Here is an 18,829-nt window from a genome sequence, read left to right as displayed (position 1 = left end):
CCCCTCTCTACCCCCTTTTTACAAAAACAGACAGTTTGGGCCAAAATCCGAGCACTTGCATTTTGTAAACACTATGTGTTATAACCCCACAATTTGCACAGCCTGCGAGGGCAATTTGTCAAAGGAGCTACGTTGATGGAGAAAACACCGGCGAACATCGAGATCATCGAGAAGTACTGCAAGGGGTGCCACATCTGTGTGGAATTCTGCCCCACCAAGGTCTTGGAAATGAAGGGCTTTGTGGCAAGCGTCAAGAACCTTGAGGCCTGCATCAAGTGCATGCAGTGCGAGCTGAGATGCCCTGATTTTGCAATCAAAGTATCGTAAACAATCTTAGGAGGTATGAAAGTGGCTAAAAAAGTTGCATTCCTTCAGGGGAACGAAGCTGCCGCACAGGGGGCACTCTACGCCGGGTGCACGTTCTTCGGCGGTTATCCGATTACACCCTCTACCGAGGTGGCAGAGGTTATGTCTGTCGAGCTTCCGAAGATCGGCGGTAAATTCATTCAGATGGAAGATGAGATCGGTGCCATGGCTTCCGTCATCGGCGCTTCGCTTACCGGCGCTAAAGTACTGACCGCGACCTCCGGCCCGGGCCTCTCCCTGAAGCAGGAGCTGATCGGTTATGCCTGCATCGCCGAGACCCCGTGCGTCATCGTCAACGTCATGAGGGGCGGCCCCTCCACTGGTATGCCGACCGGCCCTTCCCAGTCCGACGTCATGTGCGCCAAGTGGGGCACCCACGGTGACCACCCGGCCATCTGCCTCACCCCGGCCTCCGTGCAGGAACTGTTCGAAGAGACCGTGCGCGCCTTCAACCTGGCTGAGAAATACCGCACCCCGGTAATGGTCATGCCGGACGAGATCGTGGCCCACATGCGTGAGCGCATCGTGTTCCCGGAGCCGGGCGAGCTGGAAGTCATCAACAGGACCGCTCCGAGCGTTTCCCCGGCCGAGTACAAGCCGTACGACACCAGCTTCGGCGACGTGCCGCCGCTGGCCGCTTTCGGTAGCGGCTACCGCTTCCACGTGACCGGCCTCAACAAGGGCCAGGACGGCTTCCCGACCACCAAGGCTGCCTGGGTGCAGGCCGAGGAAGAGCGCCAGGTGCGCAAGGTCGACGCCAACATCGACGACATCGTCCAGTTCGAAGAGTACGAACTTGCCGACGCCGAAGTCGCCATCGTTGCCTACGGCTCCACCTCCCGCTCCGCCCGTTTCGCAGTGAACGAGGCCAGGAAGCAGGGGATCAAGGCCGGCCTGTTTAGGATCAAGACCTTCTGGCCGTTCCCGGAGAAGCAGATCGCCGCTCTCGCCGGCAAGGTGAAGGCGTTCATCACTCCGGAGATGAACCTCGGCATGTGCACCGGTGAAGTGAAGCGCTGCGCAGAAGGCAAGGCAGCGGTCCACGGCATCTTCCGCGTTGACGGCGAGCCGATCAACCCGGGGCAGATCCTCGAAAAGATCAAGGAGGTTAAGTAACATGGCTTTTGATTACGATAAGTACATCCGTCCCGGCAAGCTGCCGCACATCTGGTGCCCGGGCTGCGGTCACGGCATTGTCATGAAAGGCCTGATCCGCGCGATCGACACCCTTGGTCTTCAGAAGGACAACACCGCCATCGTTTCCGGCATCGGCTGCGCTTCGCGTCTCCCCGGCTACATGGATTTCTGCACCCTGCACACCGCGCATGGCCGCGCCGCCGCTTTCGCAACCGGCGTCAAGATGGCCAAGCCGGAGATGAACGTCATCCTGGTGGGCGGCGACGGCGACGGTACCGCGATCGGCGGCAACCACTTCATCCACGCCTGCCGTCGTAACATCGACATGACCTACATCATCATGAACAACAACATCTACGGCATGACCGGCGGCCAGTTCTCCCCCTGCACCCCGACCGGCGCCAAGGCGTCCACCACCGTGTACGGCAACCCCGACCCGGCATTCGACGTCGCCAAGCTGGCTATCGGCGCCGGCGCCACCTTCGTGGCCCGCGGCACCGCATACCACGCAACCCAGATCGACAAGCTGATTGCGGAAGCCATCCAGCACAAAGGCTTCTCCGTCGTCGAGATCCTGGACGACTGCCCGACCACCTACGGTCGCCGCAACAAGTTCAAGTCGGTCATCGAGATGATGAACCGCCTGAAGGACATCGCCGTTCCGGTCAAGGCCGCCGAGAAGATGACTGCCGAGCAGCTCGAAGGCAAGATCCTCACCGGTGTTCTGTACAAGGAAGAGCGTCCGAACTACACCGACGAATACGCGAAGGTCATTGAGCGCGCCAAGAAATAACAAAGGAGGAGAACCTCAGATGTCTCAGAGATATGAAATCAGATTTTCCGGGGCTGGTGGGCAGGGTCTCATCCTCGCCGGCGTCATCATGGCAGAAGCCGCTTCCATCTATGACGGCAAGCAGGCAGTTCAGTCCCAGAGCTACGGCCCCGAGGCAAGGGGTGGTGCATCCAAGTCGGAGGTCATCGTTTCCGACACCATGATCGACTACCCGAAGGCGACCGTGGTCGACGCGCTGCTCGCGCTGACCCAGGAAGCAGCCGACAAGTACTCCCACGACCTCAAAGAGGGCGGGGTGCTGCTGATCGACTCCGACCTGGTGAAGAACGTCCCCAAAGGGAACTTCAACACCGTTGCCTTCCCGATCATCAACACCGCCAAGAACGAAGTCGGCCGTGAGATCGTGGCCAACATCGTGGCGCTGGGCGCCATGGTGGCGCTGACCGGTGTGGTCACCAAGGAAGGCGCCGAGAAGGCAGTTCTGGCACGCGTGCCGGAGGCCTTCATGGAGCTGAACAAGAAGGCGTTCCAGATGGGCTACGAGAAAGCCATCGCAGCACGCGCCTAATTGTCCTGACACCAGTAACAAAGGAAAGGCCCGGCCTCACAGCCGGGCCTTTTTTTATTCCAAAAGCTTTAACGCAAAGACGCGGAGCCGCAAAGGCGCAAAGAGGCAAAACAAAAGCAAATACAGCAGGGCTTTAAGGCCAGAGTCTTGGTTTTATGCTGTTGCAGTCTTTGCACCTTTGCGTCATTGCGTTAAATTACAATGCCGTTGAAGTTTGCCTGTCATCAGTTATAAAGAAGAGGCCACTCCAGCACCTCAGCAACAAAGGAAGAGAGAATGCCCCAGGAACTGTGTCACATGGCGCTCAGACAGACCCTCGATCTCATAGGGCTGACCGACGAGACCCTGAAAGATCTGACCCGCCGCAAGTTCAGCAGCGACGAACTGTACCGCGAGGTGCTTGGGAAACTGCTGGGCGGCAACGGTCGCCGCGGGCCCAGCGGCATCCTTATCGCCAACGAAGGCCCCGGTGCGGTCTGCTGCAACGGTCGCGTTTTTCACTTAAGGCACGGCGAACTCCTGGAGCGCTCCGACCAGATCACCATCGAACCCGGTTCCACCTACGCCAGCAGTCTGCTCATGGTCGAGGGGGGCAGCGAAGCGGTGGCACTGAACTGGACTGACAGTTGTGATACCGTGGAGGAGTTCCAAACCTTCTTCCATCCGCAGGTGGTAGCGGCCATGGGCGAGCCCATCCTCAACTTCGTGAGTTGCCGCATCAGCGGTGATGTCCGCGGCGTGATCGAAGCCTTCAACTATGCCGGCCATGTGACTGAGTACGACGCCGACGTGCTCAGAAGTGCCGCGGTCATGATCGGTTCACTCATCACCGTTTCCAACGGCATGCGCGAGACCGAGCATGCCTTCCACTACGCCATCCAGGCCCTGGCCCGAGCCTGTGAAGCGGCCGAGCCGGATACCGGGCACCACATCGTGCGTGTGAACCGCTACGCGGGGGCGCTTGCGGCCAACATGGGGTTCAACACCGAGTTCGTGGAGGATATGTCGATGTCCGCGCAGATGCACGACGTGGGCAAGATCCGCATTCCGACCGAGATCCTGCTCAAAGAGGGTAGGCTGACCCCGAGGGAAATGAAGCTGGTGCGCCAGCATCCCGCCTATGGTTCGGAGATCATAGGGAATTCACCGAGGCTCAGGATCGCGAGGGAGATCGCCATCTCGCACCACGAGAACTGGGACGGCACCGGCTACCCGAAGCGTCTCAAGGGAGAGCGGATCCCGCTCTCGGGGCGGATCGTGAAGGTCGCCGACGTTTACGACGCCCTGCGTTCCCGGCGCAGTTACAAGGGCGCCATGACCCACCAGGAGACCCTGGATGTGTTCAGAAACGGAGACGACCGGATCAACCCTGCCGCCCATTTCGATCCCGCCGTGTTGGCCGCCTTCTTCAGGATCGAGCACATGTTCGAGATGATTTACGACAGTTCCGTGCCGAAGCTGGGGCTGGAGGGCAAGGCGGCAGAAAAGGGTAGGGGCTAGCTGTCCAGGAGCTCGCGCACCTTCTTCAGGAGTTCCGTGGGCTGCACCGGCTTCATGACCAGGTCGATCACCTCCTCGGAGACACCACGGTCCTTGATGAAATCGGCTGTGTACCCACTGAGGTAGAGCACCTTCGTCCCGGGTCTCTCCTTACGGATCTCCTCGTAGGCGGCCTTGCCGTTCATGCCAGGCATGATCATATCCATGACCACCAGCGCAACTTCGTCGCGGTGGGCGCGGAACATCGCTACCGCCTCTCTTCCGTCGCTACTTTGGAGCACGCGGTAACCGTACCTGGCCAGCACCTTGGTCACGAGCTCCCTGACGCTTTCCTCGTCCTCGACCAGCAGGACGGTTTCTTCCCCCCTGAGTATCTCTTCCGGCACTGGTCCGGTGTTCTCTTCCACCCCGTCCTGGTTTTCTTCCGCACTGGGGAGCAGGATCTTGAAGGTGGTTCCCTTTCCGGGTTCGCTGAGGACCTCGATGCTGCCGTTGTGCTGTTGCACGATGCCGTAGACGATGGACATGCCGAGTCCGGTCCCCTTGCCCACCTCCTTGGTGGTGAAAAAGGGCTCGAAAATCTTGGAACGGGTTGCCTCGTCCATGCCGCAGCCGGTATCGGAAACGGAGAGGAAGGCATATCTGCCGGGCAGGATATGGTCGGCGACTTCGGCGTCCGAGGAAATCTCTACGGTGCCGGTTTCGATGGTGAGCACACCACCCCCCGGCATGGCGTCGCGGGCGTTGGCGGCCAGGTTGATGAGTACCTGCTCGATCTGCCCTCCGTCCACCTGCACCGGAATGGTCGCCTCATGGTTGATCATGTCGAGCCTGATATCCTCGCCGATGATGCGCGCAAGGAAGCTCTGCACGTGCCGCACTACCTCGATCAGATCGTTCCTCTTGACGTTGAGGACCTGCTTGCGACTGAACGCCAGCAGTCCCTTGGTCAGTTGTGCGGCCTTCTCGGATGCGTCGATGATGCGGTTGGCCGCTTCACTCTGGCTTTGGCTGAGCTCGCCGCCGTAGCCGAGCAGGTTGGCGTAACCGATAATCACGGTGAGGATGTTGTTGAAATCATGGGCGACACCCCCCGCAAGTTGGCCGATGGCCTCCATCTTCTGCGATTGGAGCAGCTGGTGCTCCAGCAGTTTCCGCGCAGTAACGTCGCGGACGAACACCGGGAACACCTTCTCCCCGGGCAGGTACCCAGCCGATATTTCCACGCTGATCTCGTCGCCGTCCTTGCGGCGATGTCGGGATTCGAAGAAGCATTTCCCGGCCCGCCGGAGATCCTGCAGACGTTGCTCGAAGGCCGCCTCGTCATGGACGGCGTCGATGTCGGTAACCCGCAGGGCGAGCATTTCCTCCTGCGTGTACCCCAGCATGGCGCAGGCCGTCTCGTTTACTTCTTTGAGCACGCCGGTGTCATCGATGAGCCAGAAGCCGTCCATGGTCGACTTGAGGATCTGCTCGTCGCGGTCCGCCGCCTGCTTGCGCTTGGTGATGTCGACGGAGAGCCCGCCTAAGAACCGCTTCCCCCCTGGTTCGTCGAACAGGAACTTGTGGGAGAGCCACCAGGAGACGGTACCGTCCGGCTCGATGCCCTGCTCGATGAACTCCATGGGGCGGCCGCTTGTGAGGATCTGCTGGTCGTTGTTGCGGTAGGCGTCCGCCAGGTCCCTGGGGCAGATGTCGTAGTTGGTTTTGCCGATGACCTGGTCCGCCGTCAGCTTCATGCGGTTCAGGAAGTTGTTGCTGGCGAAGACGTACCTGCCGTTACCGTCCTGGAGCCACGCGATGACGGCGCTGTTGTTCAAAAACGCCCGCAACTGGGCGTCCTGCCGCCCGAGTGAGTCGAGCATGGCATTGAATTCCCGCGCCACCGTGGCCACTTCCGGCGGACCGGTCACGGCCGCCCTCTTCCCTGAAACGTCGCCGTGGACGGCGTGGGCTACCTTTGCCAGGCCGGCGATCGGCTTGGTGATGCTGCGCGCGATGCGGAAGGCGAGCAGTGTGAGAACGGCCATCACGGACAAGGCCACCATGGCTGCGCGCCAGGCGACTGCGCGTGCTTCCGCCTGTATGGTGCTGACCGGCACCCCGACAAACGCAATCCAGTCGGTGCCGGGAACCGGTTTCACTGAATAAAATCGCGGGATGCCGTCTGCAGGGGTGCTCACCAACTCGCCGTCCCTGGTCTGGATGATCGCTCGGCCCGTGTCGGTTTTGGGCAGCCGGCCAATCGAGTGGTCGGGATCCTGGTTGCGCCAGATCAGCACACCGGATTTGTCTACGAAACCGTAGCGGCTCCCCTTGGGGAGGTACTGAGACGGAATGCCGGGATCGTAGGCGCTGAGGTCGAGAGGAAGGTGGATTGCTCCTACCAACTCGCCGTTGTCGTCGCGGATCGGCGCGCTCAGCACCGAAACCCATTTCCCGGTGATGGGGCCGAAGTGGGGGGAACCGACCATGAAGTGTTTCTCTTCCAGGAACTTGCGGAACCAAGGCATGGTGCCGACGCTGACGGGTTTACCGCCGGGTTGGGGGACGGCAGAGCAGACGGTCGTCCCATCGACGTCTGTATAGACGACGTTGGTATAGTCGGGACTCAGGTAGTGGAAATCCTTGAGGGCGGGGTCACAGCTGGTGGACGACATCCGCTTCACCAGCGGGCGCTCGGCGAGGAGCTCCAGGCTTCTGCGTGCGTGCTCGATCTTGCCGCCGGTGTTGCTGACCATCATCTGGACGAGGGTGCGCAGCGACGTCTTGGTGTGGGCCACCGTCTCCTGCATCTCCCGATAGATGTCATACGCGACCATGCAACTGAGGGGAATGGACAATGCTAGCACCATCAGCAGCAAGCGAGTGCGGATGGAGGATGTGACGAGCCTTTCCCGCCAGGACCGATTGTCGACACTGTTCATAACTTCCTCGGAACTGATTGCTGCCTTATTCTGGCCGGGTCCTGCTCTGCTCTGCCAGAGCGCGCACCCTGTGCTGCATGATGATCTGTTGCAACTTATCGGGTGCTACCTCTTTATTGTTTAATAAAGCCGGGTCGATGCCCAACTGTGCGGCGTTCATGCCGGCCACCTTGAGCGCATCCTCCCACCCCGGCATCTGGGCATGATAGTCCGCCGCCACCTGCAAGGGCAGAAAATCCTGAATCCCCCCCTTGATGGCATCCATCGCCAGCCTGATCTTCGTTGAGTCGCGCAGTTCCTTCCACCGGTTGGCATTGTTATGCAGCCTGTTGATCGACTGCAGCGCGCGTTGCAGCGAGACCGGTAGCCGCAGCCTTTTGCAGAAGGCCGGCACCTGCTCGGCGCCCAGCGCGTCGTGTCCGTGGTGCTTGGGGTGGAGTTCCGGCGGCGTGTACAGCTTGCCCAGGTCGTGGAAGAGGGCGCAGAAGCGGGCGGTAGGGTCCGGCGTCATTTGTGCCATCCGTTCCAGCACCTGCAGCGAGTGGGTGAACAGGTCCCCCTCGGGGTGGTGCTGGGGTGGCCCCGCGGTGATTGCCGCCATACGGAAGATCTCGGGGAGGAAGTTGTCGCCGATCCCGAACTCCACCATGCGGCGGAAGAAGCGGGACGGGTCCTCCTTGGCGATCGCCTTCAGCATCTCCTGGGAAAACCGCTCCACCGGTATCCGCTGCAGATCCTCTGACCAATCCCGGCTTTTCAGGATCGCTTCCGCCTCCGCATCCAGGCGCCACCCCTCGCACTCGAAGCGAAAGGCGCGCAGGATGCGCAACGGATCGTCGGTCAGGCTGGTGGGGCTGCAGCAGCGCAGGGTGCGTCGCTGGAGGTCCGCTTGGCCGCCGAGAGGATCGGAGAGTTTGCCGTCCAGCGACATGGCCATGGCATTAACCGTGAAGTCGCGTCGGGAGAGATCGTCGGGAAGGGCGTCGAGCGTGGGGAGCCAGGTGATCTCGATTTTTCCGAAGGGTTCTTTGAAGCGGAAGTAGATGTTGGGGGTGCTTTTGGATTGCACCAGGCGAAAGCCCAGCGCGGTAAGTTCCGAGACGGGAACCGCCGCCGCCAGGTCCACGTCCTGGCACTCGACCCCGAGCAAGACGTCCCGCACCATGCCGCCTACCATGAAGATGGAGGAGTGCAGGTGCTCCGGGAAAAAGCTCTTCAACGCAGCAATCAACCGTTGCATAGGCTCCTCATCAGCAGAAAAAGCACTTAACGCAAAGACGCCAAGGCGCGGAGGTGCAAAGAATGTCCTTTTTCCTTTCACCTTTGCGACTCTGCGGCTCCGCGTCTTTGCGTTAAGTATATAAAAATGGGAAAGACAAATCAGAAATGTAAAAGAAAGGCTTCGAGAAATTCCCAAAGCCTGTCTTCTTTACTCTTTGCGCCTTGGCGCCTCCGCGTCTTTGCGTTAGGGCTTTTAGGCTTTAAACCTTTTCCAGCAGCGCCACGTCCTCGACGTGCACCGTCTGCGGGAACATGTCCACCGGCTGCACTTCGAGCGTCTTGTAGCCGAGCTGCGCCAGGATATCCAGGTCGCGCGCCAGCGTCTCGGGTGAGCAGGAGACGTAGATGATACGCTGCGGCTTGATAGCTGCCACGCTCTTCAGCACCTTCTCGTCGCACCCCTTCCTGGGCGGGTTGAGCACGATCAGGTCGGCGCCGCCTTCCTCGCCGATCTCGTCGATAAGATGCACGGCGTCGCCGGCCTCGAAGCTGCAGTTTTCGGCGCGGTTCATGGCCGCGTTGGCGGTGGCGTCGGCGACGGCCGCATCTACGACTTCGATACCCACCACCTCGCGGGCCTTGTCGGCCAGGAACAGCGATATGCCGCCGATGCCGCAGTAGAGGTCGATCACCCGCTCCTTGCCGGTCAGGCGCGCGAACTCGCGTACCTTCTCGTAGATGATGCGGGCCGCGCCGCTGTTCACCTGGAAGAAGGAATGCGGCGACAGGTTGAAACTCTTGTCACCGATGTAGGCCTTCAAGGTCTGCGCCTTGGTGATGGAGCGATCCTTGTGGCCGAAGATGACGTTGCCGGTAGAGGTGTTGATATTTTGCGCCACCACGGCTACTTCAGGCACCGCCTGCTGGATGAACTTGGCCAGGTGGTGCATCTCGTTGTAACCCTGGTCGGTGGTAACGAACACCACCATCACCTGGTTGCTCGGCTCGGCCACCCGCACCACGAGGTAACGCAACAGTCCCATCTCGCTCTTCGGGTTGTAGATCTGTACCTTCCCCTTCTTGATGCCCGCCTTGGCGGCCTTGACCACCTTGTTGATCAGCGGGTGGTGCAGGGCGCAGTCCGCGATCTCCAAAACATCGTGGCTGTTGCGCCGATAGATGCCGATCACCGGGTCGCCGTGCTTGCCCGCCACCACCAGCTTGGCGGTGTTGCGGTAGCCGAGCTCGTTGGGCGAGGCCATGGTGTCGTGGATCACCGCCTCGGAGAGCGACGGGTACTTCCGGATCTGCCTGGTGACCAGCCCCTTCTTCCAGGTGAGCTGAGCCGGGTAGCGCATCTGCATCAGACCGCAGCCGTCACAGGCCCTGCCCATAGTGCAGGCGGGGGAGGGGACGCGGTCGGGCGACCTCTTCAGAATCTTTATGATGTTGGCGAAGGATTCCCTGCGCCCGACATAGGTGATCTTCACCACCAGGGTTTCGCCGGCGAGTCCCCCGGCGACCAGAATCCTGGTCCCCTCGTGGTAGGCGACGCCGTAGGCTTCGTCGTTGTTGGTCTGTATCTGGACTTCCAGCACCTGCCCGCTATGCAGCGCGGGCTGGCGATCTTCGGTGGCGCGGGCCGGGCGGGCATTCTTTCCCGTTGCCTGCCTCTCGGCACCTTTTGCGTCGGTCTTCTTCATACCCTTCGCGGCCGCGTGCTCGCGCTGCTCGCGCTGATCGCGCGGCTTGTGCGCAGCCGGGCGGGCGCTCTTCCCGCTGCCGGGGTCGGCTGTTGCAGAGCGCTCGGGCCTCGCAGCGGATTTTTTCGCCGTGGGTGCGGTGGATGTTTCTTTGCGGAAGGGTTTGGAACTGTCGGAGAATTGCTTTGGTTTTCTGGTATTTTTCATGCCTTCATACTTAAAGGGAAAAGCAAGCCATGTCAACCGCCGAATTGTCGGGGGAGCTTGCAGAGTACCGCTCAAAAGTTACACTCAGCGGTGGTGCCGAAGTGTCACTGCGCAAAGAGCGGGAAGGGCAACGCTTTCACAGACGGGGAGGTATACCATGATCGGTTTCAGGCAGAGGTTGTTGTGTGCCATCGTGCTGGCTCTATCGTGTGCCGTAACGTTGCAGGCGAAGGAAGCAAGGGAGACCAAAGTGTCTCAGTTGAAGCTGACCAGTACCGCGTTCAGTAACTCCGGCAGCATTCCCGCCACCTTCACCTGTGACGGTTCCAACGCCAGCCCGCCGCTCGCCATCGCGGGAGTACCGAAGGAAGCGAGGTCACTCGCCCTCATCATGGACGACCCCGATGCCCCAGGGGGAACCTGGGCACACTGGGTGCTCTGGAATATCGATCCGGCCACCACGCAGATTGCCCAAGGGGCGATCCCACGCAGGGCGCAACAGGGAGAGAACAGCTGGCGGCGCAAAAGCTACGGCGGTCCTTGCCCGCCGTCCGGGCAGCACCGCTATTATTTCCGTCTCTACGCGCTCTCAGAGCGCCTCAACCTTCCCGCCAACAGCACCAGGAAGGAGCTCGACCTTGCCATGCGCGGCAAGATCCTGGCGCAGGCCGAACTCCTCGGAGTCTACGCTCATCGCTAAGGCGTTCTGAGAAAGTTGCCGAAGCGTTCCCGCCCCCGGAGGGGGAGGGACAGGGAGGGGGAGAGTAGCGGCTGAATCCGGTTTCCCCCCTCCCAGCCTCCCCCCTCCAGGGGGAGGTGGTTTTCTCACCGACAAAAGACCGCAGCAGGCGGGGCCGGGGGCTAATAAGCAAAACAATCGCAGCCCAAGTCCCAGAAACGCCGCTGGCTCGGCAGCCAGATGCGTGTGTGGCGGTGCGCCGGTTCTGCCTCTTTGTGCGCCGCGAGGGAAGCCGCCGCGTCGCCGTGGTGGTAGCCGCCGAAACGTCTCACCGGTGACCAGTCCGGGCTCACCGGCAGCGGCGGCACCAGGTTGCCGAACTCTTCGCTGCCGTACACTACCTTGCCGCCGACCACGGTCAGCACCGATTCGATCGCCTTGATCTCCTTCTCGGGGATCTCGAAGTAATCGGCGGAGAGCACCGCCAGGTCCGCCAAGGCCCCAGGTGTGAGGTTCCCTTTCTTTTCTTCCTCACTGGAAAACCAGCTGCTCCCCTCGGTGTACAGCCTGAGCGCCTCCATGCGGCTCAGGTGGTTCGCCTCGGGATAGAGCACTGTGCCGCCGATGGTGCGCCCGCTGACCAACCAGTAAAGAGACAGCCAAGGATTGTAGCTCGCCACCCGTGTTGCGTCGGTGCCGGCACCCACCGGTATGTCCATCGCCATCATGCTGCGCACCGGCGGGGTATGCGCCGTTTCCCGCTCACCGTACCGGTCGAGGAAGTATTCACCTTGGAAGGCCATCCGGTTCTGGATGGCGATGCCGCCCCCCAGTTCCTTGACCCGCTCCAGGTTCTTCGCCGTGATAGTCTCGGCGTGGTCGAAGAACCAACGTAATCCGTTGAACGGGATCTCCCGGTTCACCGCCTCGAACACGTCCAGGAAACGCGTGATGGATTCGTTGTAGGTCGCGTGCAGACGGAACGGCCAGCGCTTCTCCGCCAGCAGCCGTACCACCGCGGCAAGCTCCTCCTCCATCACCACCGGGAGGTCCGGGCGCGGCTCCAGGAAATCCTCAAAGTCGGCGGCCGAGAACACCAGCATCTCGCCCGCCCCGTTCATGCGTAGGAAATCGTCCCCCTGTCCCGGCTGCGTCATGGTGACCCACTGGGAAAAATCGGCCAGCTCACCCTTGGGGTGCTGCGTGAACAGGTTGTACGCGATGCGCAGCGGCAACTCTCCCACTTTGGCCAACTGCTGGATAACGCGGTAGTCGTCGGGGTAGTTCTGGAAACCGCCGCCGGCATCGATGGCGCTGGTGAGGCCCAGCCGGTTCAGCTCCCTGAGGAAGTGGCGCGTCGAGTTCACCTGGTCCTCGAAGCCGAGTTTCGGCCCCTTGGCGAGGCTCGCGTAGAGCAACATGGCGTTCGGCTTGGCGATCAAGAGTCCGGTCGGGTTGCCGTTTCTATCCCGCTCGATCATCCCGCCCGGAGGATCTGGCGTGTCCTTCCCGTAGCCGAGTGCATGCAGCGCAGCGCGGTTCACCAGGGCGCGGTCGTACAGGTGCAGGATGAAGACCGGCGTATCTGGCGCCGCCAGGTTCAGCTCATCGAGAGTGGGCATGCGCCGCTCCGCGAACTGGAATTCGGTCCAGCCGCCAATGACCCGCACCCATTGCGGCGGCGGGGTGCGCTTCGCCTGCTCCATGAGCATCTCCAGCGCCAGCGCGAGTGACGGCACGCCGTCCCAGCGCAGTTCCATGTTGAAGTTCAGTCCTCCGCGGATGACGTGTATGTGCGAGTCGTTCAGCCCGGGGATCACCCGGCGCCCCTTCGCATCGATCAACTGCGTGTGGTCATCCGCTGTCGCGGTCAGTTCTTCGCCGCCGAGAGCCTCCACCCTGCCGCCGCTCATCGCGATCGCAGAAGTGTCCGGGTTCCGGGCGTCCAGCGTGCTGATCTTGCCGTTATGTATAATGAGATCCGGTCCTTTCATGCCTTGCCTCCCAAAAGAGACAGGCAGGGGACTGAGCCCCTGCCTGCTGGAAGTACAGCCCTTTGTATAGCCAGCAACCATCCTTTAAGTCCCCTCCCCTGGAGGGGGAGGGCTAGGGAGGGGGCTGGCCTGAGAACAGCTAACAGCCTACAGACCGCTGTTGTGCCTGCTGGCGGGTGCACCGTGCACCATGGTGTAGGCGTACTCGACCCCCTGCCCGTAGGCACCGCAATGTTCCTTCACCACGGAGATGACATCGTCGTACGTTTCCTTGCGGGCCCAGGTTCTCTGGTACTCCAGCATCACCTGGAGCGAGGTCATCGGCACCGCTCCGGCCTGCTCGATCCTGCGCATGGCAGCATTGTGCGCGGCCACACTGGTGCCGCCCGATGCGTCCTCCACCGCATAGACCTCGAATCCGGCCTTCATGGCCTCAAGGGCAGGGAAGGCGAGGCAGACCTCGGTCCAGAGCGCGGCCATGATCAGCTTGGTGCGCCCCGTCGCCCGCACTGCTTCCACGAACTTCGGATCGTCCCAGGAGTTCATGGAACTGCGCTCGATGATGTCGTTGTCCGGGAAGATGTCCAGGAGTTGGGGCCACATGTTGCCCGAGAAGCTCTTGGTCTCGACGGTGGTGAGGATGGTGGGTGCGTGGAAGATCCTGGCGGCCTTAGCCAGGATCATGACGTTGTTGAAAAGCGTTTGCCGGTCGATGCTGGCTACGCCGAAGGTCATCTGAGGCTGGAAGTCGATGAAGATGACCGTGCTATTGGTTGGGTTCAGCAGATCCAGTTTACTCATGACAGCTACCTCCTGTGTCTTTTACCTCCAATAGGCCCAGTATAGTCCTCCCGCTAATTAGTGGCGCAGGAATTTGCCAGTCGCCGCTGCCGCCCGCAGTGACGGTGGGGGGTGATCCTCCTTGCTTTTCCCCATAGATTTAGCTACTATGTCCCGCTATGAAAAAGCTCACCCGGCAGATAAAGATAGGCAACGTGCCGATCGGTGGCGGCGCTCCCTGCTCCGTACAGTCCATGTGTTCCACCGACACGAGAAACGTGGCTGCGACCCTCGACCAGATAGGGCGTCTAGCCGAAGCTGGCTGCGAGATCGTGCGCTGCGCGGTGCCCGACATGGATGCCGCCCAGGCCTTGGCCGCCATCAAGGCGGGCAGCCCGCTGCCGCTCATCGCCGATATCCACTTCGACTACAAGTTGGCTCTGCAAGCCCTGGAATCCGGCGTCGACGGCCTGCGCCTGAACCCGGGCAACATCGGCGAGCGTTGGAAGGTGGCCGAAGTTGTCAAGGCTGCGGCCGAGCGTCAGATCCCGATCCGGATCGGTGTCAATGGCGGCTCGTTGGAGAAGGAGCTCCTGGTCAAGTACGGGCATCCCACTCCCGAAGCGATGGTCGAATCCGCCCTGGGGCACGTGAGGATCCTGGAAGAACTCAACTACCGCGAGATCAAGATTTCCATCAAGGTCTCCGACGTGCTGCGCACCCTGGAGGCGTACCGGCTCCTCTCGGACGCGGTGGATTACCCGCTGCATATCGGCGTCACCGAGGCCGGCACCATCTTTTCCGGCACCATCAAGTCCTCCGTCGGCTTGGGCATCCTGCTGCACCAGGGGATCGGCGACACCATGCGCGTTTCGCTCACCGGCGACCCGGTGCACGAAGTGCGCGTCGCCTACGACATACTGAAGTGTTTGGGGATCAGGCAGCGCGGCATCAACTTCGTTTCCTGCCCGACCTGCGGCAGGTGTCAGATCGATCTCATTCCCGTTGCGGAAGAAGTGGAGCGGCGCCTGGCGCACCTGGACAAGAACATCACCGTGGCCGTCATGGGATGTTCCGTGAACGGCCCCGGCGAGGCGCGTGAAGCCGATTTCGGCATCGCCGGCGGCAGGGGAGAAGGGCTCCTCTTCAAGCACGGCGAGATCCTGCGCAAAGTCCCCCAGGACAAGCTTGCCGATGCCTTGATTGAGGAAGTGCTAAAACCTTAAAGCTCACCACAGAGGTCACAGAGGAATACAGAGGACTCAGAGAAAACCTTTTTGGGGCCTCTGTGACCTCTGTGGACCTCAGTGTCCTCTGTGTTCATGCTTTTCGCTCTTAAATTCACTTAGAGGTAAACCCAATGCGTTATTCCCAGTATTTCATCCCCACCGTCAAGGAAACCCCCTCTGACGCGGAGGTCATCTCCCACAAGCTGATGCTGCGCGCCGGCATGATCCGTAAACTTGCCGCCGGCATCTACAACTACCTGCCGCTGGGGCTGCGCTCCATCCGCAAGGTGGAGCAGATCGTCCGCGAGGAGATGAACCGGGCCGGGGCCATCGAACTCCTCATGCCCGCCGTGCAGCCGGCCGAACTCTGGAAGGAGTCGGGGCGCTGGGAATTCTACGGCAAGGAACTGCTGCGCTTCAAAGACAGGAAGGACGCCGAGTTCTGCATGGGACCGACCCACGAGGAAGTCATCACCGACCTGATCCGCAAGGAGATCCGCAGCTACCGCCAGATGCCGATCAACCTGTACCAGATCCAGGGCAAGTTCCGCGACGAGATCCGCCCGCGCTTCGGCCTTATGCGCGGCCGCGAGTTCATCATGAAGGATGCCTACTCCTTCGACGTGAACGAGGCGGGTGCTGACGTCTCCTACGAGAAGATGTACAAGGCCTACCGCCGCATCTTCGAGCGCTGCGGCCTTAAGTTCCGCGCCGTCGAAGCCGACACCGGTTCCATCGGCGGTAACTACTCCCACGAATTCATGGTCCTCGCCGACTCCGGCGAGGACGCCATCGTCTCCTGCTCCTGCTGCGAGTACGCGGCCAACATGGAAAAAGCCGAGACCAGGAAGAGCGACGCGATAGAGCACGCCGATCCGCGCCCGATGGAGCACGTCGCCACCCCGGGGCAGAAGAGCATCGAAGACGTCTCCGCCTTCCTCGGCGTCAACGCGACCCAGGTGGTGAAGACCCTGATTGTGGTCGCCGACGGCGAGCCGGTCGTGGCGCTTTTGCGGGGCGACTACGATCTCAACGAGATCAAGCTGAAGAACCACCTCGGTGCCGCCGAGCTGGAAATGGCAGAAGACGATGTTGTCCTTAAGGTGACCGGCGCACCCACCGGCTACGCGGGCCCGGTCGGCCTGGTGGGCAAGGTGAAGGTCGTCGCCGACCTCTCGCTGCAGGGGATGCACAACTTCGTCACCGGCGCCAACGCCGCCGACACTCATTTGAAGAACGTCAACATCGGCCACGACTTTCAGGTGGAAGGGTACGTCGACATCAGGAACGTCGTCATCGGCGATCCCTGCCCGCGCTGCGACAGCGGCAAGCTGGAGATCTGGCGCGGCATCGAAGTCGGCCACGTCTTCAAACTGGGGACCAAGTACTCCAAGGCGCTCAACGCGAGCTTCCTGGACGCCAACGGCAAAGAGCAGATCATCTTCATGGGGTGTTACGGCATCGGCATCGGCCGTACCGTCGCCGCCTGCATCGAGCAGAACCACGACGAGAACGGCATCATCTTCCCGATCCCGATCGCGCCGTTCCACTGCATTGTCTCCGCGCTCTCCGCGAAAGACGACGAAGTGAAAGCCGCCTCCGAGCAGATCTACAACGAGCTCATGGAAGCAGGCGTGGAAGTGCTGCTCGACGACCGTGACGAGCGTCCCGGTTTCAAATTCAAGGACGCAGACCTGATCGGCATCCCGCTGCGCATCGTCGTCGGCGCCAAGACCCTGGCAGAAGGCAAGGTCGAGCTGAAGGAGAGAAGGGGCGGCGAGGTAGAGATCCTGCCCATAGCCGAAGCCGTAGCCAAGGTAAAAGCAGCCGTCAAAGAGGCACTGCAGGCATAACAAAAAGCGGAACACAGAGGACACAAAGGTTCTCAGAGGACACAGAGAAACGAGTATTGCTTTCCTCTGTGACCTCTGTGGACCTCCGAGTCCTCTGTGGTGAGCTTTTAGATAAGGACTGAGACATGACAAGAGAAGAAGCGATCAAGAAGATTATCTTTGCCATGGACGTGAAGGAATTCAGCGACGTGCAGTACTGGGCGGAGCTCCTTTCCCGGCACGTCGGCATGTTCAAGGTCGGCAAGCAGCTCTACACCGCCTGCGGCCCCGCCGCGGTTCGCATGATCCAGAAATGCGGCGGTGAAGTGTTCCTCGACCTCAAATACCACGACATCCCGAACACCGTCGCCATGGCAGCCCTCGAAGCAGCCAACCTCGGCGTCCAGCTCTGCGACCTGCACGCCATGGGCGGCTACGAGATGATGAACACGACCATGGAGAAGCTGGACAAGAACTTCAGCGGCTGCACGGAGCGCCCGAAGGTCCTCGCCATCACCGTGCTCACCTCCTCCAACGAAGAGACCCTGCGCGGCATCGGCATCGATCTGCCGGTCCCCGAGATGGTGGTCAAGCTCGCGAAACTCGCCAAGAGCGCCGGCGTTGACGGCGTCGTTGCCTCCCCGCAGGAAGTAGGGCTGATTAGGGAAGCCTGTGGCAAAGACTTCCTGGTGGTCACCCCCGGCGTCCGTCCCAGCTTCGCCTCCGCCGACGACCAGAAGCGCATCATGACCCCGGCCGAAGCAGTCAAGGCAGGTTCCGACTACCTGGTCATCGGTCGTCCCATCGCCGCCGCCCAGAGCCCGGCCGAAGCCGCCCAGAAGATCGTCGACGAAATCGTCGCCGGCTAACCCGGAGTCCACCGTCCACATTCCCCTCGCCCTTTGGGAGAGGGGCAGGGGTGAGGGCGTTGCAGTAACCCAGGAGCTTCCCATGAGCAGGAAAAACTCATGTCAGGAAGCTCCAACCATTTTGAGGGAACTATGTCCAAAGAAGAAATCATCTACGGCCTGAACCCGGTCACCGAAGCGCTGCGTGGCAGCCGTCGCATCTTCGAGCTTTTCGTCGCCGGCACCAGCGCCGACAAACGCCTGGAGAAGCTACTGAAACTGGCCGCCGAGAAGAAAGTCCCGGTGCGCCAGCGCGAGAAAGGCGATCTCAGCCGTCTATGCGGCACCGAGCACCACCAGGGCGTCGCTCTCAAAGTTGAGCCTTTCCCCTACGCCGATCTGGACGACGTGCTGGCAGGACTGGAAGGCAACCAGAATGGACTCATCCTGGTTCTGGACAGCGTGCAGGACCCCCATAACCTTGGCGCCCTGATCCGCAGCGCAGCCTGTGCCGGTGCCCACGCCGTGGTCATCCCCAAGGACCGAGCCGCAGGCGTCACCGCCGTAGTCGAGAAGTCCTCCGCCGGTGCCACCGAAACCGTGCCCGTGGTACAGGTCACTAACATCTCTCAGGCACTGGAAACACTGAAGAAGGGCGGCTTCTGGATCTACGGAGCCGACGGTTCCGCCAAGAGCACCTTGTACCAGCAGGACTTCACCGGACGAGTCGCATTGGTCATCGGTGGGGAAGGGGAGGGCATTCGTCCCCTGGTGAGAAAGGGCTGTGACGAAGTCGTCAGTATCCCGCTGCAGGGAGGCGTCAACTCCCTGAATGCGTCCGTCGCCGGAGGGATATTCCTCTTCGAAGTCGTGCGTCAGCGCCTTGTTGTGAAGAAGTAATAAAGCAAAGGCCTTTGTAGGGGCGAATAATCATTCGCCCCAAAGATTTTGCAGTTATCCCTTTTATCCCCTTTATCCCTGTTAAATGTTTTTACGAAATGTTTACATTGACTTGGTATGCCCGCTGTAGTATAACGGTCGAGTT

At 61.0% G+C, this 18,829-nt stretch carries 15 protein-coding genes; 10 read left to right on the top strand and 5 right to left on the bottom strand.

Annotated elements, in window-relative coordinates; genetic code table 11:
- Nucleotides 1–135: 135 nt before the first annotated feature.
- The 5 genes from JFN91_RS17935 (at nucleotide 136) to JFN91_RS17915 (ending at nucleotide 4,364) form a co-directional block, all read left to right on the top strand.
- Nucleotides 136–327 (top strand): 4Fe-4S binding protein, encoded by a 192-nt coding sequence (locus tag JFN91_RS17935; protein ID WP_129126504.1) that lies wholly within the window; start codon nucleotides 136–138, stop codon nucleotides 325–327.
- Nucleotides 328–348: 21 nt separating this feature from the next.
- Nucleotides 349–1,482 (top strand): 2-oxoacid:acceptor oxidoreductase subunit alpha, encoded by a 1,134-nt coding sequence (locus JFN91_RS17930; protein ID WP_199390524.1) that lies wholly within the window; start codon nucleotides 349–351, stop codon nucleotides 1,480–1,482.
- Between the two features lies 1 nt (nucleotide 1,483).
- On the top strand, nucleotides 1,484–2,296 hold the full coding sequence (locus tag JFN91_RS17925) for a 2-oxoacid:ferredoxin oxidoreductase subunit beta (RefSeq protein WP_183348764.1): 813 nt from the start codon (nucleotides 1,484–1,486) through the stop codon (nucleotides 2,294–2,296).
- Nucleotides 2,297–2,315: 19 nt separating this feature from the next.
- Nucleotides 2,316–2,864, top strand: coding sequence for a 2-oxoacid:acceptor oxidoreductase family protein (locus JFN91_RS17920; protein WP_183348762.1), 549 nt, complete (start codon nucleotides 2,316–2,318; stop codon nucleotides 2,862–2,864).
- 276 nt (nucleotides 2,865–3,140) lie between these two features.
- Nucleotides 3,141–4,364, top strand: a complete 1,224-nt coding sequence (locus tag JFN91_RS17915; protein ID WP_199390523.1) for an HD-GYP domain-containing protein — start codon at nucleotides 3,141–3,143, stop codon at nucleotides 4,362–4,364.
- On the opposite strand, the gene JFN91_RS17910 is transcribed toward JFN91_RS17915, so the two are convergent.
- The 3 genes from JFN91_RS17910 to rlmD all read right to left on the bottom strand — a co-directional run bounded on the left by JFN91_RS17910 (nucleotide 4,361) and on the right by rlmD (nucleotide 10,422).
- Complete coding sequence (locus JFN91_RS17910; protein WP_199390522.1) at nucleotides 4,361–7,207, bottom strand: PAS domain S-box protein; 2,847 nt, start codon at nucleotides 7,205–7,207, stop codon at nucleotides 4,361–4,363. The genes JFN91_RS17915 and JFN91_RS17910 overlap by 4 nt on opposite strands.
- A gap of 109 nt (nucleotides 7,208–7,316) precedes the next feature.
- Nucleotides 7,317–8,531 carry an HD domain-containing protein gene (locus JFN91_RS17905; protein WP_199390521.1) on the bottom strand — a complete coding sequence of 405 codons (1,215 nt, stop codon included), beginning with the start codon at nucleotides 8,529–8,531 and terminating at the stop codon, nucleotides 7,317–7,319.
- A 241-nt stretch (nucleotides 8,532–8,772) separates the two neighbouring features.
- Nucleotides 8,773–10,422, bottom strand: a complete 1,650-nt coding sequence (gene rlmD, locus JFN91_RS17900; protein ID WP_236015236.1) for a 23S rRNA (uracil(1939)-C(5))-methyltransferase RlmD — start codon at nucleotides 10,420–10,422, stop codon at nucleotides 8,773–8,775.
- 157 nt (nucleotides 10,423–10,579) lie between these two features.
- Between rlmD and JFN91_RS17895 the strand changes: the two genes are divergently transcribed.
- Nucleotides 10,580–11,122: a YbhB/YbcL family Raf kinase inhibitor-like protein gene (locus JFN91_RS17895; RefSeq protein ID WP_199390520.1), complete on the top strand. Its 543-nt coding sequence runs from the start codon at nucleotides 10,580–10,582 to the stop codon at nucleotides 11,120–11,122.
- Nucleotides 11,123–11,283: 161 nt separating this feature from the next.
- Here the strand turns inward: JFN91_RS17895 and JFN91_RS17890 are convergent, their stop codons facing one another.
- On the bottom strand, nucleotides 11,284–13,095 hold the full coding sequence (locus JFN91_RS17890; protein ID WP_199390519.1) for an amidohydrolase: 1,812 nt from the start codon (nucleotides 13,093–13,095) through the stop codon (nucleotides 11,284–11,286).
- Nucleotides 13,096–13,242: 147 nt separating this feature from the next.
- Complete coding sequence (locus JFN91_RS17885; protein WP_199390518.1) at nucleotides 13,243–13,896, bottom strand: hydrolase; 654 nt, start codon at nucleotides 13,894–13,896, stop codon at nucleotides 13,243–13,245.
- 158 nt (nucleotides 13,897–14,054) lie between these two features.
- Between JFN91_RS17885 and ispG the strand changes: the two genes are divergently transcribed.
- The 4 genes from ispG to rlmB all read left to right on the top strand — a co-directional run bounded on the left by ispG (nucleotide 14,055) and on the right by rlmB (nucleotide 18,684).
- The gene (ispG, locus tag JFN91_RS17880) at nucleotides 14,055–15,101 is read left to right on the top strand and encodes a flavodoxin-dependent (E)-4-hydroxy-3-methylbut-2-enyl-diphosphate synthase (RefSeq protein WP_199390517.1); all 1,047 of its coding nucleotides are present in this window, start codon (nucleotides 14,055–14,057) and stop codon (nucleotides 15,099–15,101) included.
- A 134-nt stretch (nucleotides 15,102–15,235) separates the two neighbouring features.
- On the top strand, nucleotides 15,236–16,957 hold the full coding sequence (locus tag JFN91_RS17875; protein ID WP_199390516.1) for a proline--tRNA ligase: 1,722 nt from the start codon (nucleotides 15,236–15,238) through the stop codon (nucleotides 16,955–16,957).
- Nucleotides 16,958–17,082: 125 nt separating this feature from the next.
- A complete protein-coding gene (gene pyrF, locus JFN91_RS17870; protein ID WP_199390515.1) occupies nucleotides 17,083–17,805 on the top strand; it encodes an orotidine-5'-phosphate decarboxylase in 723 nt (240 codons plus the stop codon).
- Nucleotides 17,806–17,937: 132 nt separating this feature from the next.
- Nucleotides 17,938–18,684, top strand: a complete 747-nt coding sequence (gene rlmB, locus JFN91_RS17865) for a 23S rRNA (guanosine(2251)-2'-O)-methyltransferase RlmB (protein WP_199390514.1) — start codon at nucleotides 17,938–17,940, stop codon at nucleotides 18,682–18,684.
- Nucleotides 18,685–18,829 lie beyond the last annotated feature (145 nt).

Origin of the sequence: Geomonas anaerohicana (assembly GCF_016458305.1) — a bacterium.
Taxonomy (GTDB): domain Bacteria; phylum Desulfobacterota; class Desulfuromonadia; order Geobacterales; family Geobacteraceae; genus Geomonas; species Geomonas anaerohicana.
The sequence above is the reverse complement of the archived record's forward strand: the minus strand, read 5'-3'. Positions and strand labels throughout refer to the sequence as shown.

What these genes read in the sequence shown, in the direction of transcription:
- JFN91_RS17935 (WP_129126504.1), top strand. Translation starts at nt 136, where the DNA reads ATGGAGAAAACACCGGCGAACATCGAGATCATCGAGAAGTACTGCAAG.
- JFN91_RS17925 (WP_183348764.1), top strand. Translation starts at nt 1,484, where the DNA reads ATGGCTTTTGATTACGATAAGTACATCCGTCCCGGCAAGCTGCCGCAC.
- JFN91_RS17920 (WP_183348762.1), top strand. Translation starts at nt 2,316, where the DNA reads ATGTCTCAGAGATATGAAATCAGATTTTCCGGGGCTGGTGGGCAGGGT.
- JFN91_RS17915 (WP_199390523.1), top strand. Translation starts at nt 3,141, where the DNA reads ATGCCCCAGGAACTGTGTCACATGGCGCTCAGACAGACCCTCGATCTC.
- JFN91_RS17905 (WP_199390521.1), bottom strand. Translation starts at nt 8,531, where the DNA reads ATGCAACGGTTGATTGCTGCGTTGAAGAGCTTTTTCCCGGAGCACCTG.
- rlmD (WP_236015236.1), bottom strand. Translation starts at nt 10,422, where the DNA reads ATGAAAAATACCAGAAAACCAAAGCAATTCTCCGACAGTTCCAAACCC.
- JFN91_RS17895 (WP_199390520.1), top strand. Translation starts at nt 10,580, where the DNA reads ATGATCGGTTTCAGGCAGAGGTTGTTGTGTGCCATCGTGCTGGCTCTA.
- JFN91_RS17890 (WP_199390519.1), bottom strand. Translation starts at nt 13,095, where the DNA reads ATGAAAGGACCGGATCTCATTATACATAACGGCAAGATCAGCACGCTG.
- JFN91_RS17885 (WP_199390518.1), bottom strand. Translation starts at nt 13,896, where the DNA reads ATGAGTAAACTGGATCTGCTGAACCCAACCAATAGCACGGTCATCTTC.
- ispG (WP_199390517.1), top strand. Translation starts at nt 14,055, where the DNA reads ATGAAAAAGCTCACCCGGCAGATAAAGATAGGCAACGTGCCGATCGGT.
- JFN91_RS17875 (WP_199390516.1), top strand. Translation starts at nt 15,236, where the DNA reads ATGCGTTATTCCCAGTATTTCATCCCCACCGTCAAGGAAACCCCCTCT.
- pyrF (WP_199390515.1), top strand. Translation starts at nt 17,083, where the DNA reads ATGACAAGAGAAGAAGCGATCAAGAAGATTATCTTTGCCATGGACGTG.
- rlmB (WP_199390514.1), top strand. Translation starts at nt 17,938, where the DNA reads ATGTCCAAAGAAGAAATCATCTACGGCCTGAACCCGGTCACCGAAGCG.